The sequence below is a fragment of the Bradyrhizobium zhengyangense genome (genome assembly GCF_022012435.1).
In the GTDB taxonomy this organism is placed as follows: Bacteria; Pseudomonadota; Alphaproteobacteria; order Rhizobiales; family Xanthobacteraceae; genus Bradyrhizobium; species Bradyrhizobium zhengyangense.
The window spans coordinates 520,001-535,887 of record NZ_JAKLUA010000003.1 but is presented as its reverse complement, the minus strand read 5'-3'; the positions used below and the strand labels follow the sequence as shown (position 1 = coordinate 535,887).

The window sequence follows — 15,887 nt, the reverse complement described above, 5'->3', positions numbered from 1 at the left end:
TGCCGGATTGGCTTCGTCTTGGGCATGACGGATCGCGACGAGGGACTGTGACCGATGACCGAAGAAAATTTTCTGACCCTGCAGTTCGAGGCCAACCGCGACCATCTGCGCGCCGTCGCCTACCGGATGCTGGGCTCGCGCGGCGAGGTCGACGATGCCGTGCAGGAGGCGTGGCTGCGGCTGAGCCGCAGCGACACGTCCGACGTCGCGAACCTGAGAGGCTGGCTGACCACCGTGGTCGCCCGCATCTGCCTCGACATGCTGCGCGCGCGCAAGTCGCGCAAGGAGGATCCGATGGGCCCGCATGTACCCGAGCCGGTCGACGAGACGCGGGAGCGGGAGGCGGAGATGGCCGATTCCGTCGGCGCGGCGCTGCTGGTCGTGCTGGAGACCTTGCAGCCGGCGGAGCGGCTCGCCTTCGTGCTGCATGACATGTTCGCAGTGCCCTTCGAGGAGATCGCGCCGATCGTCGGGCGCTCGGTCGATGCCTCCAGGCAATTGGCAAGCCGCGCGCGGCGACGCGTGCAGGGCGTACCGGTGCCGGAGGCTGACCTGTCGCATCAGCGCACGATCGTCGATGCTTTTCTCAAGGCCTCGCGCGAAGGCGATTTCGAAGGATTGCTGGCGGTGCTCGACCCCGATGTCGTGTTGCGCGCCGACGACGCCGTGGTGCGGCTGGGCTCGCCGCCGGAGGTCCGCGGCGCGGTGGCGATTGCGCAACTCTACAAGGGTCGCGCCCAGGCGGCGCGCACCGCGCTGGTCGATGGCGCGATCGGGGTCGCTGTCATCCTCGGCGGACATCTGCGCATCGCGCTGCGCCTTACCTTCAACGGGGACCGCATCGCCGGGATTGAGGCCATGGCCGATGCAGAGCGGGTTGCCGCGCTGGATGTGGAGGTGCTGGAGATCTGAGGCGGCCCTACCCACCGAAACAACCCCATGCACAGTAGACCGCTCTAATAGAATCAAAGGCTTACGCGACCAAAAACGACAATATTGACGGGCTCGCCCTCTGGCGATATCTTCGCATACGGAATTCCGTATTCCCTTCTTGGAGCCCGCCGGCGTGATTCCTCTCGACCCGCTCCCGAACCTGATCGACCAGGTCTATGCCCGGATCCTGGAGGCGATCTCCGATCGCACGCTTCAGCCCGGCCAGCGCATCCGCCAGAACGAGCTCGCCGACAAGCTCGGCGTCTCGCGCCAGCCGGTGTCGCACGCGCTGCATCTGTTGCATCGACAAGGCCTCGTCGCCGAAAGCGGCAAACGCGGCTTTGAGGTCACCCAGCTCAATCCCGCGCGGATCCGCCAGCTCTACGAGGTGCGCGGCGCCGTCGACGCGCTCGCGGCCCGGCTTGCAGCCCAGCGTGCCGCAACTGATGCCGCCGGTCGCGCGCGGCTTGAGGCGGCGCTCGCCGCCGGACGCCGCATCGATCGCAAGACCGCGCTCACGGATCTGATCGCGCTCGATGTCGAATTCCACCGCGCCATCTATCAGCTCGCAGGCAATCCCGTGATCGAGGAAACGATCACGCCGCAATGGCCGCATATGCGCCGCTCGATGGCAACCGTGCTGTCCGAGCTCGACTATCGCGGCAGCGCCTGGGCGGAACACGCCGATATCGCCAAGCACATTCTCTCAGGCGACGCTGACGCGGCCGAGCGCGCGGCGCTGGCCCACGCGCAGACGGCGGGACGGATGACTGAGGAGAGATTGAGGGCGACGGACGAGGTGGCGGCGTAGCTGCAACACGCGCCGTCATTCCGGGGCGGTCCGCAGGACCGAGCCCGGAATCCATCGGACGGCAGAGACTGAGGATGAATGGATTCCGGGCTCGCGCTTCGCGCGCCCCGGAATGACAACAAGAACAATACAGGAGGACGACCCATGAAACTGTCCCAGGAGCAATTGGAGTTCTTCCAACGCGAGGGCTGGCTGTTCCTGCCCGAACTGTTTACCCAGGAGGAGGTCGATCTCCTCGCGCGCGAGGCGGTCGGCATTTATGATACCAACCGGCCGGAGGTCTGGCGCGAGAAGAGCGGCGCGCCGCGCACGGCCTTTGCCGCGCATCTCTACAACGAGGCCTTCCGTATTCTCGGCGCGCATCCGCGCATGATCGAGCCGGTCGAGCAGGTTTTCGGCGAGCCTGTCTACATGCACCAGTTCAAGATCAACGCGAAATCGGCCTTCACCGGCGACGTCTGGCAGTGGCATCAGGATTATGGCACCTGGAAGCGCGACGACGGCATGCCGGAACCCCGCGCGATGAACATCGCGATCTTCCTCGACGAGGTGATGCCGATCAATGGTCCCTTGATGCTGGTGCCGCGCAGCCAGGACGCCGGCGATCTCGAAGCCTCCCATGACCTCGCCACCACCTCCTATCCGCTGTGGACGCTGGACGAGGACACGGTGACGCGCCTCGTCAAGCAGGGCGGCATCGTCGCGCCGACCGGCAAGCCCGGCGGCATGCTGATGTTCCACGGCAATCTCGTGCATGGCTCGAGCGGCAACATCACGCCGTATCCGCGCAAGATCGTGTACCTGACGCTGAACGCGGTCTCGAACTACATCCGCACCCCGACGCGGCCGGAGTATATCGCGCACCGCGATTTCACGCCGATCAAGACGGTGGCTGATGACGCGCTGGTACGGCTTGCAAGAGCGCCGCGGCAGGCGGCGGAGTGATCTGTCATTCCGGGGCGCGCCCCCTTGGGCGCGAACCCGGAATCAATTGGGCCGCAGAGACTGTGGATGGATGGATTCCGGGCTCGCGCTTCGCGCGCCCCGGAATGACGACGACCTTTGATTGTTGCACCTACGGATTTCCAACATGAACCTCTTCCGCCTCCTCCAGGCCCGCGCGTCCGCCGGAAAACCTGTCCGTGTCGCGCTGATCGGCGCCGGCAAATTTGGCTCGATGTTCCTCGCGCAGGTGCCACACACGCCGGGGCTCGAAGTGCCTATCATCGTCGACATCGACCGCGACCGCGCGCGCGAGGCCTGCCGCACCGTCGGCTGGGACGCCGAGCGCATCGCCAAAACCGTCTTCACCGATGACGGCGCACGCGCCATCGCCGGCGGGGCGATGGATGTGGTGGTGGAGGCGACCGGCAATCCCGCCGTCGGAATCCGTCACGCGCGCGCGGCAATCGCGGCGGGCAAGCACATCGTGATGGTGAACGTGGAGGCGGAGGTACTGGCAGGCCCGCTGCTGGCCGAGGAAGCGCGCAAGGCAGGCGTGGTCTATTCGCTCGCCTATGGTGACCAGCCGGCGCTGACCGCCGAGATGGTCGACTGGGCGCGCGCCACAGGTTTTCGCGTCGTCGCCGCCGGCAAAGGAACGAAATATCTGCCTGCCTATCACGACGTGACGCCTGACGGCGTCTGGCAGCATTATGGTCTCACCGCCGGCGAAGCGCAGTCGGCCGGCATGAACCCGCAGATGTTCAACTCCTTCCTCGACGGGACCAAATCGGCCATCGAGATGGCCGCGATCGCAAATGCTTGCGCCCTCGACGTGCCCTCGGAGGGACTTCTGTTTCCGCCCTGCGGTGTCGACGATCTGCCGCACATCATGCGGCCGCGGTCGCGCGGCGGCGTGCTGGAGCGGTCGGGCGTCGTCGAGGTCGTCTCTTCGCTGGAACGCGACGGCCGGCCGGTGTTTCGCGATTTGCGCTGGGGCGTCTATGTCGTGCTGGAGGCGCCGAACGACTACGCCGCCGACTGCTTCAGGCAGTATGGCCTGAAGACCGACGCCAGCGGGCGCTTTGCCGCGATGTACAAGCCCTATCATCTGATCGGGCTCGAGCTGAACATCTCGGTGCTGTCGGCTGCGCTACGAGGCGAGCCGACCGGCCAGCCATACGGCTTCCGCGGCGACGTCGCGGCGGTCGCCAAGCGCAACTTGCGCGCCGGCGAAATGCTCGACGGCGAAGGCGGCTACACCGTATGGGGCAAGCTGGTGCCGGCAGCCACGAGCCTGAAGGCCGGTGCCCTGCCGATCGGCCTCGCCCATCGGCTCAAGCTGAAGCACGACGTCGCCCATGGCGAGATCGTGCGCTGGAGCGACGTCGAGTTCGACGCGAACAGCGAGACGATCAAGACGCGCAAGGCGATGGAGGCGGCGTTCGTTAAGCTCAGCCCAGGAAAGCAAATCGCATGAAAGCCCAGACTTTGCTTCGTATCGCGCGTCCCACCAACGATCTCGACGCAGTCATCGCGTTCTACAAGGTCGGGCTTGGACTCAGCGAGCTTTATCGCTTTGAACAACACGAGGGTTTCGACGGCGTCATGCTGGGGCGCCCCGGAGAATCCTACCATCTTGAGTTTACCCGGGCACACGGCCACGATGCGGGCAGGGCACCGAGCAAAGAGAACCTCCTCGTCTTCTATTTTCCCCTGAGATCGGAGTGGGAAGCGGCTATCTCGCGCATGCAGAATCGCGGCTATTGTCCGGTTCAGCCTTTCAATCCCTTCTGGGAAACACATGGCGTCACGTTCGAAGACTGCGATGGATATCGCGTAGTCCTGCAAAATTCCAACTGGCCTGACGAATGACAAGCTCCTAGAGCACCACGACTTTCGTGTGCAGAGGCACCTGCCCGTAGAGATCAATGATGTCCTGATTCATCATGCGGATGCATCCGGACGAGACCGCCTTTCCAATCGATTCCGGCTCGGTCGTGCCGTGGATGCGATAGCGGGTGTCTTGTCCGCCCCTGAACAGATAGAGCGCTCGCGCGCCGAGCGGATTACTCTCTCCGCCGTCCATGCCGCCCGCCCATCTGGCATAGCGCTTCGGCTCACGCGCGATCATCGCCTCGGTCGGGGTCCAGTGCGGCCATTCCCGCTTGAGCTGGATGTTCGCCGTGCCCGTGAATTCGAGGCCGGCGCGACCAACCCCGACTCCGTAGCGAACGGCCCTGCCGCCTTCTTTGACGAGGTACAGAAAGCGATTATGCGGATCGACTACGATCGTTCCAGGGGGCTCCGTCGTACGGTAATCGACGACTTGGCGCAGAAAGCGCGGGTCGACCGACGACACGTCGATCGCATCGACGGTGAACTTCTCCGAGGGTATCGCCGCATAATGTCCTGCGCCGGCCGAATCGCGTTCGGCAAGGCGGGGCGCATCGGTTGTAACGCATCCTGCCGCGGTCAAGGGAAGTGCGATCGCCACGAAGAGTGTCCTGGCGATTCTCTGAAAATTTGCGAGCATAAGTTGGAGTTCTCGAGTTTAGTTGCGTCAATCGGCCTTCTGACCGGCTTGCCTGGCGCGGGCGTCGGCCACGACGTGCTGGAAACCGTCGTATGTGAGCGCCTGATTGACCTTGTAGGGGCCGACGAGGAAGCCCGGCGTTCCCTGGAAGCCGACCGCGTCGGCAATCGCCAGGTTTCGCTTGAGCAGACCGGTGATAGCCGCGTCGTTTGCCTTGATGTCGGCATTGAGGCGGTTCATGTCGACGCCGGAGTTACGCACTGCGTCGATCATCTGCTGCTGCGGAATTCCGTAGCCGGGGACACTCATCAGGGCGTGATGCGCAGCGAGATATTTATCCTGGTATCTTGCTCCAAGCGCGAGCTTAGCGCCGACGATCGAGCTTGGGGCCAGCACCGGCCAGTCCTTGTAGACGAGTTTTATCTTTCCGTCCGCCTTCACGAGACGCTCGAGATGAACGGCGGCATCCTTACAGAACGGACAATTATAGTCGAAGAAGTCCACGATCGTGATATCGCCTTCAGGATTGCCCGCTGTCGGCGCTTCGGGATCAGCAAGGATCATCTCGCTTGTGATTTCGTTTTCAGCGCTGCGCGCGAAGGTCTTGGTGAGCAATAGCGCGGCGGTTCCGGCAAGGCGGAGGAAGGTCGAGCGGGAAACTGCTTTACTCATGTGTTGCTCCAGGAGATGCTTGCGTTAACCGCGTTCGGCTACGGAGATCTTGTCCAGGAGGTCGCGCACGGCGGTCGCGCCGATCGTTCTGGTGCCGTCGACTTCCCGGCCTGTGGCGTTGAGAAAGACCAGCGTTGGAGGGCCAACCACCTCGAACCGCTCCATGAGCCTCCTGCTCGCGAGGTTGTACCGTGTCATGTCGGCCCGGATCAGACGCAGCGTCCTCAGCCGCTGGCGCACCGCCTCATCCGCGAAGACGGTACGCTCCATCAACCGGCACTCAGTGCACCACTCGGCCGAAAAATCGATCAGGACGGGGCGCCCCTCCACACTGGCGGTGGCGATGGCCGTGTCGAGATCATGCTCATTGGTTATCGTTTGAAAGCCGTCGGATTCGAGGCCAGATGCGGAGATGGGCAGGGTCACACCCGCCCATGCGAATGGCTGCAGAGGCGCGTACCATCCGGTGATGCCTCCAATGGTCACAAGCCCACCATAGATCGCGAGCGTACCGGCTGCCATTGCGGACGCCACACGTCCCCAGTGCGGCGTGGATCGGGCGCCGTCCGGTTGCGGCCACCCGAGCCAAAATGCGATCCCGACGAAAAACGCTCCCCACGCGATTGCGATCAAGGGCAGTGGCAAGATCCGTGACATCATCCAGATTGCGACGCCGATGAAGACGATGCCGAACGCTTGCTTGACACGAACCAGCCACGGCCCGGACTTGGGCAGAGCTGTCGCTCCGAAGGCCCCAACCACCAGCAACGGCAGGCCCATGCCTAGACCGAGCGAGAACAGTGCCGCCGAGCCGCGCATCGCTTTTCCGGTCTGCGCAATATAGACCAAGGCCACCGCCAGCGGCGGCGTAACGCAAGGACCGACGATGAGAGCGGAGGTGAAACCGAGCAGCGCTGCCCCGCCGATCGATCCTGGGCGGCCCGCCCCGAGCGTCAGCCGCGCGCTCCACGCATGCGGTCCCTGCAGCTCATAGAATCCGAACATCGAGAGAGCCAACATCACGAACATTAGACTCATCAGGGCGACGGCGCCCGGAGTCTGCAAGATCGCCTGAAGGTTGCCACCGAACCAGGCGGCGAAAACTCCGAGCACGCCATAGGCGCTTGCCATCGCGAGCACGTAGGATGCGGACAGCAGAAAGCCCTGCGCCGGCGATAGCTTCTCAGCAGAGCGCGTCAGCATGCCCGACAGAATCGGCACCATGGGAAGAACGCACGGCGTGAAGGCGAGCAGCACTCCGAAACCGAGAAAGGCGAGCAAGGTCGGAAGGAGGTTGCCGCCCAGATCAGGTGTGGTCGCACTGGCAGGCGAAACGTCACCAGGAACCGTAGGCGCCGGATCCTCGGCCGCCGACGCGGACAGCGAACGCATCTCCTCCTTTCTATCGTCGGCATCGCGAACGATCAACGTTGCGAGGTCGATGACCTTCGTGATCGGCGGATAGCAGATCGTATTCTCGCCGCAGCCCTGATAGGTGACGTGAAGCTCGCCAGTTTCCGGCAGCGCGTTGATAAGAGCGGTCGCTTGGTGGTGGTAGACCTCGGTCGGTCCGAAGGTTGGATCGTCCTTGGTCTCGCCCCGTGTGGTCACGACCTTGAGCGCCTCGCCACCGAGGCTTGCCGCGATCCGGTCACGATAAAGATAGTACCCCGGTTCAATCGACCAGAAGAGCTCGACACCTTCCTCTTCACCTTGTGTGACGTCGAATCTGAAGGCCTCGTCGGGTGGCTTCGGTCCCGCCGCGGCCGCGCCGAGCCAAAAGGCCTGAAGGAGAAAGGTAACAAACCAGATCGTCCGCACGTAAGACATGGAAAGCCTCGCCTGATTGCGAACGTCGATCTGGCGAGCTCACCTTAAGCCAGCCTTAAGGCTGAAGGGCGACGGGCTTGACGGCAGAGGACAAAGCCATGCGTATTCTCGTCGTCGAAGACGATCCTGTCCTGTCAGATGGTTTGCGGACCGGGCTCGGCATGTTCGGCGCTACGCTCGACGTTGTGGAGAGCTGCGCGGACGGACGTGCCGCGCTGGCAAGCAGCGAATTCGATGCTCTCGTTCTCGACCTTATGCTCCCGGACGGGTCTGGGCTCGATCTGCTCGCCGACCTGCGGGCGGCCGGCGACCGCACGCCGGTGCTGCTGTTGACCGCGCTCGACGAAATCGCCGATCGCGTCAAGGGCCTCGATGCGGGTGCAGACGACTATCTCGGCAAGCCGTTCGACCTGGATGAACTCGGCGCGCGGCTGCGCGCCATCGCTCGGCGTCAAAATGGGCGGGCTTCGCCGCTGCTGTCCTGCAACGGCATCGTGCTTGATCCTGCCACCATGTCGGCGGCCGCGAATGGCGAGAGGGTCAGCTTGTCGCGGCGCGAATTCGCCGTGCTGCAGGCGCTGATGGAGCGGCCAGGCGTGCTGCGTTCCAAGGACGCGCTGGAGGCCAGCCTCTACGGCTGGCAAGAGGAGATCGAGAGCAATACTGTGGAGGTCCACATCCACAAGCTCCGCGCCAAGCTCGGACGACACGCGATCGAGACCGTGCGCGGAATCGGTTACCGCATCCGGGTGGGCGCATAATGATGTCGCTGCGGACGAGACTCTTCCTGATCCTGGTGGCGGCTACAGGCGTGATCTGGCTGTTCGCCATCGGATGGATCTATGTCGGCACAAAGCATGAGGTTGAAAGTGTGCTCGACGCCCGGCTCCAGGAAGCCGCGCGCATGGTGGCTTCGCTCGTGCCAACCAAGGGCGTCGCGACCCCTGAGGCAAGCCACGACGCGCTTGACGGAATACCGATCTACGAGCGCCAGCTTTCCTGCCAGATATGGTCGCTCGACGGCCGTCTGGTCGCGCGGTCGAGTGGGGCACCGCGCGCCAGACTCAGCGATACCGAAAGCGGCTTCTCCCAACGCGACATCGACGGCGAGAGCTGGCGCGTCTTCACCGTCGAGGATGCCGACAAGGGCATCCGCGTGCTGGTCGGCGATCGCCTCGGCATTCGCGAGCATCTGGTCGCTGGCATCATCAAGGGGCTTCTTACTCCGACGCTGCTGATCGTTCCACTGCTCGGTTTCCTGATCTGGTCTAGCCTCTCCAGCGGCTTGCGGCCGCTACGCACGCTTGCGCGCGAACTTCAGACCCGCGGCGCGGATGACATGAGCCCGGTGCAGGCGGATCGGGCCCCGCCCGAGATCCTGCCGATGACGGCCGCCCTCAACGCGCTCTTCGAGAAGGTCGAAAGCGCGCGGCAACATGAGCGCGAGATTACGGCGTTTGCAGCCCACGAGCTTCGCACGCCGCTTGCAGGCCTGCGGACCCAGGCGCAAGTCGCGATCAGCGCCAGCGATCCGCCGGCGCGCGAGCGGGCGCTGCGGCAGATCCTCATTGCGGTCGACCGCACCACGCGGCTCGTTCGGCAATTGCTGGCAATGGCGGATCTCGATGCCCGCCACGACGCACGACCAGACGCCGCCGTCAATCTCGGAGCCGCCATCGACGAGATCGTTGACGCCGCCCGGGGCCATGACCGCATCCGCGTGGAGATCGAGCCGGCATTAAGCAGGACGACGGTAACGGCAAACGCGGCACTGCTCGCGGTAGCACTACGCAATCTGCATGAGAATGCTGTTGAACACACTTTTGACTCCGGCCTGGTGCGCTGGCGCGTCAACAGCGATGCCGACGCGCTCGTGATCGCCGTCGAGGACGAAGGTCCCGGGATCCCGCCGGACGAACTGAAACTCGTCACACGTCGCTTCTTCCGCGGCCGTCTGAAGCGCCCCAGCGGCAGTGGGCTGGGGCTGTCAATCGTCGAGCTGGCTCTGCGAGCCAACGGGGCCCGACTTAATCTCGTCAACCGCGGCGACCGCAGCGGACTGCGCGCCGAGATCGTGTGGCCGTTGCCTTCGGACAAGGCCCCCGTCCGGACTCGGCGATCCAGCGCGGTCCTCCGCTTTGTGACCAAGACGTCGTGAGACCGGAGCTTGCACATCGCAGGAGCACAGGGCGATGAAAACGGAGCAACTCATCAACGCACTGGTGGCCGACATCGGCCCGCGGCGCTCCTTTCTTCGCTCCTTCGTCTACGCCACCGCCTCGGGGGTCGCCTTCGACGCTGTAGTTTTCTTTGCAGCGATCGGTCCCAGGCCGGACATTGCGGCCGCGGCCGAGACCTGGCGGTTTCTGTTCAAATTCGTGGTTACACTTGCACTTGCCGTGCCAGCTACGACGCTGGCCTACCGGTTGGCCGCGCCTGCAATGTGGCGCCGATGCCGGTTCGAAGTACTCATGGTGCCGCTTTGCCTGTTGCTTGCGGCGACGGCGTTCGAGCTCGATCTCGTGCCCCCCTCGCTGTGGATGGTTCGCCTGGTCGGTTCGAACTCGGTGAACTGCATGACGCTGATTCCGGTTCTGGCTCTGGCTCCGCTGACATGTTTCCTCATCCTGCTGCGTAGCGGAGCCTCGTGCGATCCGGGATTGACCGGCGCAGTGGCGGGTCTCGCCGCGGGCGCGATCGCTGCCACGTTCTATGCGCTCAACTGCTTCGATGACAGTCCGCTATTCGTGATCACGTGGTATCCGATCGCGATGTCGACGACCGCGGCGGGCGGCTATTACGGCGGCCGGCGCTTCCTGACCTGGTGACGGAGGACCTGCCCTTAAGATCCGCTTAAGCCTGTAGAGCGATCGGTGCGCACTCAAGCACAAGAATCAGGATGGACCTCGTGAGTGCATTGTCATCGGACCGCCAACGCTTCTTGATCGCCGGCTGGACGAAACTGGCCGGCAATCTTTCGGGCTGGAGCGCATGGCCGCTTCGCCTCATCGTGGGCTATGGCTTCATCATCCATGGGTGGGCGAAGCTGAGCCGCGGCCCCGAGAGCTTCGCGGCCTTCCTGCACGCCCTTAATGTGCCTCTTCCGCTGTTCTTTGCCTGGGCTACCACGGTAACCGAACTGATTGGAGGCCTCTGCGTGCTGTGCGGCGCGTTCGTCGCAGCGGCGAGCGTGCCGTTGTCGGTCGTGTTGCTGGCTGCGCTCTTCACGGTCCATCTCCATTACGGCTTCTTCTCCGTCAAGCTCGCGGGTATTTCTCCGGACGGAGTGAAGTTCGGCCCGGTGGGTTACGAGCACATCCTTCTCTATCTTGCCGGTCTGATCAGCCTTGCGATCGGTGGCGCGGGACCAATTTCATTGGATGGATGGCTTATCCGTCGCGCTGGCAGAGATCGCGTGAGGTCGGACGCAAAGGACGGTCTCACAGGCCGGCTTCGTACCCATCTTTCGGAGCTGTAGCGTTCTTGGTTCAAACCTGACGTCGGAGGAGAGGTCAGCGTGACTGTCAAGAGGTGAATGAGAGAGTCTCTTGGGATTCGGATTTGATCGAATCAAACTGACTGATGGTCGGATGCGGCTGATCCGCCGGACCTCGAGTGAGCTTACAAACGGGCTCTTCGAGCGATCCATATCCCTCGATTTCGGAGCGAAGCTCGGCTACTGAACGCATGATCCGCTCGAATGACTCAGCTGCCCGCAGGCGGTCGCCACCCCGTGACACCAGCTGACTGATGCTTGCCAGCAGGATGCTCGATTTCTCGATGCGCATCAGCTGCTCGTCAAACGCGCCAAATTCGTTCCCACCCGGGAATTCCGATGCCAGCTCATCACAGAGCCTTGTGAGCTCGGAGACGAACTCATCTGATGACAGACCGTGATCGGGACAGGGGAATTGCAGGACGTTGTCGCGCTCCATTCGGGCCTCCGTCTGCTATACGACGCTCGCCCGGCTTTGGATCAGTCCGCACCCGCTGAATGAGCTGCCCTTTTGGTTGGCGGCGGCCGAAGCTTAAGCCATGAGGACACGCTTCCCTGGAACCGGCGGGATCACTATTCCGCGGGAACCTGTCAAGTGGTGGCGAATTATCTCCATTCCGCCTCCAGAGTCCTCGTTGAATGAAAACAACCGCCGCCGCGGATCCCCGAAGCCTTGAGTTGCTCATTAACGGGATCGTCGATTACGCCATCTTCATGCTCGATACCAACGGCTTGATCAGGACCTGGAACAAGGGCGCTGAACGGCTCAAGGGTTACGTGGCCGACGAGATCATCGGAAAGCCTTTTTCGACCTTTTACACGCCTGAAGATCGGCAGAAGGGCCTACCCGCCAAGGCGCTGGCCACCGCGTCGGAGACAGGACGCTTTGCGTCCGAAGGCTGGCGCGTCAGAAAGGATGGCAGCCGGTTCTGGGCGCTCGTCGTTCTCGACGCCATCCGTGACGAGGAAGGCGGTCTCGTCGGGTTCGCGAAGGTGACGAGAGACATCACCGAGCGGCAACAGGCCCATAACGACCTCCTGGAAAGCGAGCGACGATATCGCCGCCTCGTTGAAGCCGTCGTCGACTACGCCATTTTTCAACTCGATCCTTCCGGCAATGTCGCGACCTGGAACCCCGGCGCCGAGCGCATCAAGGGGTATCGGCCGGAGGAGATCATCGGCCGACATTTCAGCACCTTCTACACGCCAGAGGATCTTGAAAAGGGCGTGCCGAAATTGGCGCTGAGGGAGGCCGCCGAAAAAGGGCGGTTCGAATCCGAGGGCTGGCGGTTGCGCAAGGACGGCACGCGCTTCTGGGCCTCTGTCGTCATCGACAGGATTACCGACGAAAGCGGCACGATCATCGGCTTTGCGAAGGTCACGCGCGATCTCACCGAGCGGAAGCAGGCCCAGGACGAGCTTCAGCGGGTCCAGGAGCAACTGGTTGCATCCCAGAAGCTCGAAGCGGTCGGACAGCTCAGCGGCGGCATCGCTCATGACTTCAACAATCTCCTGATGATCGTGCTGGGAAATCTCGAGAATGCAGAACGCAACAGCCGCAATGTCGGAGGACCGAACCTCCATCGCGCGCTTGCAAACGCGAAGCGCGGCGCGCAACGTGCCGCGGCGCTGACATCTCGGTTGCTCGCCTTCTCGCGCCGTCAGGCGCTCGACCCAAAGCCGATCAACCTCAACGGCTTCCTGAGTGGGCTCCAGGAGTTCCTTCAGCGCACATTGGGTGAGCGCATCGAAGTGCAGACGGTCGGCGGCGCCGGCCTCTGGCAGATCGAGGCGGACGTGAACCATCTGGAATCGACCATCGTCAACCTTGCGATCAATGCCCGTGATGCGATGCCTGACGGCGGGAAGCTGACCATCGAGGCGGCCAATGTCTCCGCTGACGAAGACTATTCGCGTGCGAACCCGGAGCTCGCAGCCGGCCAATATGTCGTCATCAGCGTCAGCGATACCGGCAGCGGCATGACGCCGGAGGTCCTCAATCACGCGTTCGAGCCGTTTTTCACGACCAAGGAGCCTGGACAGGGGACCGGTCTTGGCCTGAGCCAGGTCTACGGCTTCGTCAAACAGTCCGGCGGACATGTGAAGATCTACAGCGAGGTCGGGGAAGGCACGAGCATCAAGATGTACTTCCCGCGTCACGCGGGCAGTGCGCAGCCCAGCTCCGAGGATGCGGACGAGTTCGTAGCGGAAGGCGCCGCTGTAGAAACCATTCTCGTCGTCGAAGACGATGTCGATCTCAGGACCTACGTTTCGGACGTCCTGCGCGATCTCAACTATCGGGTCCTGGCTGCCGGCAGCGCGCAGGCCGCCATGACCATTTTATTGCAGGAGGATCAGCACCTGGATCTGCTTCTGACCGATGTCGTCATGCCCGGCATCAATGGTCGTGAGCTGGGACGGCGCGCGCAGCAGGTCAGGCCCAAGCTGAAGATTCTCTACATGACCGGTTACTCGCGCAACGCAGTCGTTCACCAGGGGCGCCTCGACGAGGGGGTCGATCTGCTGGAAAAGCCCGTCACTCAGGCAAGGCTGGCGCTGAAGATTCGCGAGCTTCTGGATCGAAGGTGAAAACACAAAAGTCTGATGGATGAGATTCGACTGGCGCGCCGACGAAGGTGCATTCCCTCCCCCCTTGTGGGGAAGGGCTAGGGAGAGGAGTAGCCCAGGAAAAGGTGCCGGTTGTTGAAGATGTGTCGTGTGTGTGGGGGCGCCACGGATGGCGTCCCCGTGTGGCACCCCCCTCCCTGACCCTCCCCCACAAGGGGGGAGGGAACGGAGAAAGCGCGGCAAGCTTAACGAGCTTGCCGGGCGCTCGGCCCCAGGTCTATGAGCCCCAGATCCACAAGCGTGCGATGGAAACGACGTTTCCGTTCGGAGGCTGATGCGAAGTAAGCTTCCCGGCAGTCATCCAGCAAGCTCGCGCGGGTGGCAAATATCGGATCGAGCGCAATGCCGGCCCGTTGCAGGGCGACAGTGCCAAGGAAGGCGATATCGAGGTCGGCGCCTCGTCCGGGGCTGAAGTGCGGGATATTGAGGGCTTCAATCGCGTAGAAGGTACGAAACGCTCTCCGCCCATCTCCCGGTCGTTTCAGCTGTCGATCGATCTGCTTCGTCAGCACGGGTTGATGATCCCCGTAATGCACGATGAGGACAGGCCGGTCAGGAAAGCTGCTTGCCAGCTTGGCTCTGGCGGCTTGCCAGGCCGACGCGGTCTCTGCCAGTCGCGTGTAGTACTCGGCGTATTCGGCATTGGGGAGGCTGGCCTTGGCAAAGGCGCGTTCTTTCTCGAGTCGACCTGAGGGCACCAGCTGCCTGCTGTGCGGACCGTGATTGAAATTGGTCAGCGCATAAAGGAATCTCGGTGTCTGGTCGTGAGCGACCCTCTTGGCATAGGCATTGACGACCGCATCCAGAAACACTGCATCGGAATTTGTTGCCTCGAAACGCCTGGTATCGAATGGCGGAGGAAGTTCGTCGACGAAGATGCGCTCGTCGATGCCGATCGAGCCGTAGAATTTATCGTAGCTGAGGAATCCGCGGCGGCAGCTGGATATCAGTGTCGTCTTGTAGCCGAGCGACGCCAGGGAACGCGGCAAGCTGCTATGAAAACGGCCGGCGCCCTTCTTGAAGAGATAGTAGGCGCTCGAACCGAAGCTGGCGCTTGAAAGACCGGTCAGCAGGCTGAATTCGGTTTGCCACGACCCTCCACCAAAGATGTCGACGTTCAGGTGGCCAAATTCCGCACCTGGCGGGGACAGGAAAGCCTCCACACTCGACTCGACCGGCAGGCCGAAAATACGCGGGTCGAAGACGGACTCGTGCTGGATCACGATAATGTCGGGCGAACAGGTGGAACGCGCTGGCACCGCCTCCCTCAAGGGCAGTGGCTCGCTCGCGATATCGCTCAGCGCCAACGCGCCGAACTGTCGCCAGCAAGCGGGGTCGACCAGCGAGGCCATGAAGGTCGCGTAGAAGCACCGCCCTTGCGTCAGAGTAAGCCGCAAGGACGCAACGCCCTTTGACGCGGAAGCCTTGGCAAAGCCGATGAGCGCCAGAAGGAACAAGAGAACCCGCAATGTGGCGGGAACGGGAGACCCCGCCGCATAGAGCAGAACCGCGCCCGAAGCGAAGGCGAAGAGCGCGCTTCCTGCCAGAACGCCCAGCATCATGCGCGGGTATTGCAAGACAAAAAATGGGACCGTGCCCGCAAACGCCAGGGGCAAATCAGAGACGGTCAGCTTGAGTGCGCTGTGGTCGAACTTGACTGAGGATATGCCGGCGATTGCCACCGCCAGCATGCCGGACAGCAGGATCGCCCTCTCGACATCGGCAAGAAGCAGCAGCAACAGGGCAGCATTGAACAGGAGCGCCGCGATCGCGAACGGCAGATGTTCAACGTTCCGTTCCGTCAGCGCAACAGCGGCAATGACTGCCACGAGAATGAAAATCAAAGTCATGGAATCAGGATGCCCCGAGCATTTGAATTATGCAATTTGGGGGACGGACCGACAGTGAAGACCCGCAAGGCCATGGATTTGGCGTTCGCAGCGCAACATAGAGCGGCAGGGGGGCCGACCAAGCACGATCGGGCTGCGGTCGAGAGCGCCTCGCGTGACACCTTCACCCCTGTTGGCCTATCGCAACAA

Annotated in this window: 15 protein-coding genes; 10 read left to right on the top strand and 5 right to left on the bottom strand. The window is 62.9% G+C overall.

Annotated elements, in window-relative coordinates; all coding sequences use genetic code 11:
- Positions 1–54: 54 nt before the first annotated feature.
- From L6637_RS14000 to L6637_RS13980, 5 genes are all read left to right on the top strand, one after another.
- On the top strand, positions 55–912 hold the full coding sequence (locus L6637_RS14000; RefSeq protein ID WP_237870939.1) for a sigma-70 family RNA polymerase sigma factor: 858 nt from the start codon (positions 55–57) through the stop codon (positions 910–912).
- A 154-nt stretch (positions 913–1,066) separates the two neighbouring features.
- Positions 1,067–1,744: a GntR family transcriptional regulator gene (locus L6637_RS13995; RefSeq protein WP_237870937.1), complete on the top strand. Its 678-nt coding sequence runs from the start codon at positions 1,067–1,069 to the stop codon at positions 1,742–1,744.
- A 144-nt stretch (positions 1,745–1,888) separates the two neighbouring features.
- Positions 1,889–2,689: a phytanoyl-CoA dioxygenase family protein gene (locus L6637_RS13990; RefSeq protein ID WP_237866581.1), complete on the top strand. Its 801-nt coding sequence runs from the start codon at positions 1,889–1,891 to the stop codon at positions 2,687–2,689.
- A 145-nt stretch (positions 2,690–2,834) separates the two neighbouring features.
- Entirely contained in the window at positions 2,835–4,166 is a 1,332-nt protein-coding gene (locus tag L6637_RS13985) for an NAD(P)H-dependent oxidoreductase (RefSeq protein WP_237870935.1), read from the top strand.
- The gene (locus L6637_RS13980; protein WP_237870933.1) at positions 4,163–4,561 is read left to right on the top strand and encodes a VOC family protein; all 399 of its coding nucleotides are present in this window, start codon (positions 4,163–4,165) and stop codon (positions 4,559–4,561) included. The genes L6637_RS13985 and L6637_RS13980 overlap by 4 nt, the downstream gene beginning before the upstream one ends.
- A gap of 7 nt (positions 4,562–4,568) precedes the next feature.
- Here L6637_RS13980 and L6637_RS13975 read toward each other — a convergent pair whose 3' ends face one another.
- From L6637_RS13975 to dsbD, 3 genes are read right to left on the bottom strand one after another with little or no spacing between them, the layout of a single operon-like run.
- Positions 4,569–5,222 (bottom strand): L,D-transpeptidase, encoded by a 654-nt coding sequence (locus L6637_RS13975; RefSeq protein WP_249802045.1) that lies wholly within the window; start codon positions 5,220–5,222, stop codon positions 4,569–4,571.
- 27 nt (positions 5,223–5,249) lie between these two features.
- Positions 5,250–5,894 carry a DsbA family protein gene (locus L6637_RS13970; RefSeq protein ID WP_237866576.1) on the bottom strand — a complete coding sequence of 215 codons (645 nt, stop codon included), beginning with the start codon at positions 5,892–5,894 and terminating at the stop codon, positions 5,250–5,252.
- A gap of 24 nt (positions 5,895–5,918) precedes the next feature.
- A complete protein-coding gene (dsbD, locus tag L6637_RS13965) occupies positions 5,919–7,724 on the bottom strand; it encodes a protein-disulfide reductase DsbD (protein ID WP_237870929.1) in 1,806 nt (601 codons plus the stop codon).
- A gap of 98 nt (positions 7,725–7,822) precedes the next feature.
- Between dsbD and L6637_RS13960 the strand changes: the two genes are divergently transcribed.
- The 4 genes from L6637_RS13960 (at position 7,823) to L6637_RS13945 (ending at position 11,202) form a co-directional block, all read left to right on the top strand.
- Positions 7,823–8,485, top strand: a complete 663-nt coding sequence (locus L6637_RS13960) for a response regulator (protein ID WP_237870927.1) — start codon at positions 7,823–7,825, stop codon at positions 8,483–8,485.
- Positions 8,485–9,882, top strand: a complete 1,398-nt coding sequence (locus L6637_RS13955) for an ATP-binding protein (RefSeq protein WP_237866571.1) — start codon at positions 8,485–8,487, stop codon at positions 9,880–9,882. The genes L6637_RS13960 and L6637_RS13955 overlap by 1 nt, the downstream gene beginning before the upstream one ends.
- Positions 9,883–9,916: 34 nt before the next feature.
- Complete coding sequence (locus L6637_RS13950; RefSeq protein WP_237866569.1) at positions 9,917–10,552, top strand: NrsF family protein; 636 nt, start codon at positions 9,917–9,919, stop codon at positions 10,550–10,552.
- Between the two features lie 113 nt (positions 10,553–10,665).
- Positions 10,666–11,202, top strand: a complete 537-nt coding sequence (locus L6637_RS13945) for a DoxX family protein (RefSeq protein ID WP_237866568.1) — start codon at positions 10,666–10,668, stop codon at positions 11,200–11,202.
- A 46-nt stretch (positions 11,203–11,248) separates the two neighbouring features.
- Here the strand turns inward: L6637_RS13945 and L6637_RS13940 are convergent, their stop codons facing one another.
- Positions 11,249–11,659 carry a hypothetical protein gene (locus L6637_RS13940; RefSeq protein WP_237866567.1) on the bottom strand — a complete coding sequence of 137 codons (411 nt, stop codon included), beginning with the start codon at positions 11,657–11,659 and terminating at the stop codon, positions 11,249–11,251.
- A 200-nt stretch (positions 11,660–11,859) separates the two neighbouring features.
- Between L6637_RS13940 and L6637_RS13935 the strand changes: the two genes are divergently transcribed.
- Positions 11,860–13,809, top strand: coding sequence for a hybrid sensor histidine kinase/response regulator (locus tag L6637_RS13935; RefSeq protein ID WP_237866566.1), 1,950 nt, complete (start codon positions 11,860–11,862; stop codon positions 13,807–13,809).
- A 224-nt stretch (positions 13,810–14,033) separates the two neighbouring features.
- Here the strand turns inward: L6637_RS13935 and L6637_RS13930 are convergent, their stop codons facing one another.
- Positions 14,034–15,698: a sulfatase-like hydrolase/transferase gene (locus L6637_RS13930; protein ID WP_237866564.1), complete on the bottom strand. Its 1,665-nt coding sequence runs from the start codon at positions 15,696–15,698 to the stop codon at positions 14,034–14,036.
- Positions 15,699–15,887: the final 189 nt, after the last annotated feature.

What these genes read in the sequence shown, in the direction of transcription:
- L6637_RS13980 (WP_237870933.1), top strand. Translation starts at nt 4,163, where the DNA reads ATGAAAGCCCAGACTTTGCTTCGTATCGCGCGTCCCACCAACGATCTC.
- L6637_RS14000 (WP_237870939.1), top strand. Translation starts at nt 55, where the DNA reads ATGACCGAAGAAAATTTTCTGACCCTGCAGTTCGAGGCCAACCGCGAC.
- L6637_RS13990 (WP_237866581.1), top strand. Translation starts at nt 1,889, where the DNA reads ATGAAACTGTCCCAGGAGCAATTGGAGTTCTTCCAACGCGAGGGCTGG.
- L6637_RS13970 (WP_237866576.1), bottom strand. Translation starts at nt 5,894, where the DNA reads ATGAGTAAAGCAGTTTCCCGCTCGACCTTCCTCCGCCTTGCCGGAACC.
- dsbD (WP_237870929.1), bottom strand. Translation starts at nt 7,724, where the DNA reads ATGTCTTACGTGCGGACGATCTGGTTTGTTACCTTTCTCCTTCAGGCC.
- L6637_RS13960 (WP_237870927.1), top strand. Translation starts at nt 7,823, where the DNA reads ATGCGTATTCTCGTCGTCGAAGACGATCCTGTCCTGTCAGATGGTTTG.
- L6637_RS13935 (WP_237866566.1), top strand. Translation starts at nt 11,860, where the DNA reads ATGAAAACAACCGCCGCCGCGGATCCCCGAAGCCTTGAGTTGCTCATT.
- L6637_RS13940 (WP_237866567.1), bottom strand. Translation starts at nt 11,659, where the DNA reads ATGGAGCGCGACAACGTCCTGCAATTCCCCTGTCCCGATCACGGTCTG.
- L6637_RS13930 (WP_237866564.1), bottom strand. Translation starts at nt 15,698, where the DNA reads ATGACTTTGATTTTCATTCTCGTGGCAGTCATTGCCGCTGTTGCGCTG.
- L6637_RS13975 (WP_249802045.1), bottom strand. Translation starts at nt 5,222, where the DNA reads ATGCTCGCAAATTTTCAGAGAATCGCCAGGACACTCTTCGTGGCGATC.
- L6637_RS13955 (WP_237866571.1), top strand. Translation starts at nt 8,485, where the DNA reads ATGATGTCGCTGCGGACGAGACTCTTCCTGATCCTGGTGGCGGCTACA.
- L6637_RS13985 (WP_237870935.1), top strand. Translation starts at nt 2,835, where the DNA reads ATGAACCTCTTCCGCCTCCTCCAGGCCCGCGCGTCCGCCGGAAAACCT.
- L6637_RS13950 (WP_237866569.1), top strand. Translation starts at nt 9,917, where the DNA reads ATGAAAACGGAGCAACTCATCAACGCACTGGTGGCCGACATCGGCCCG.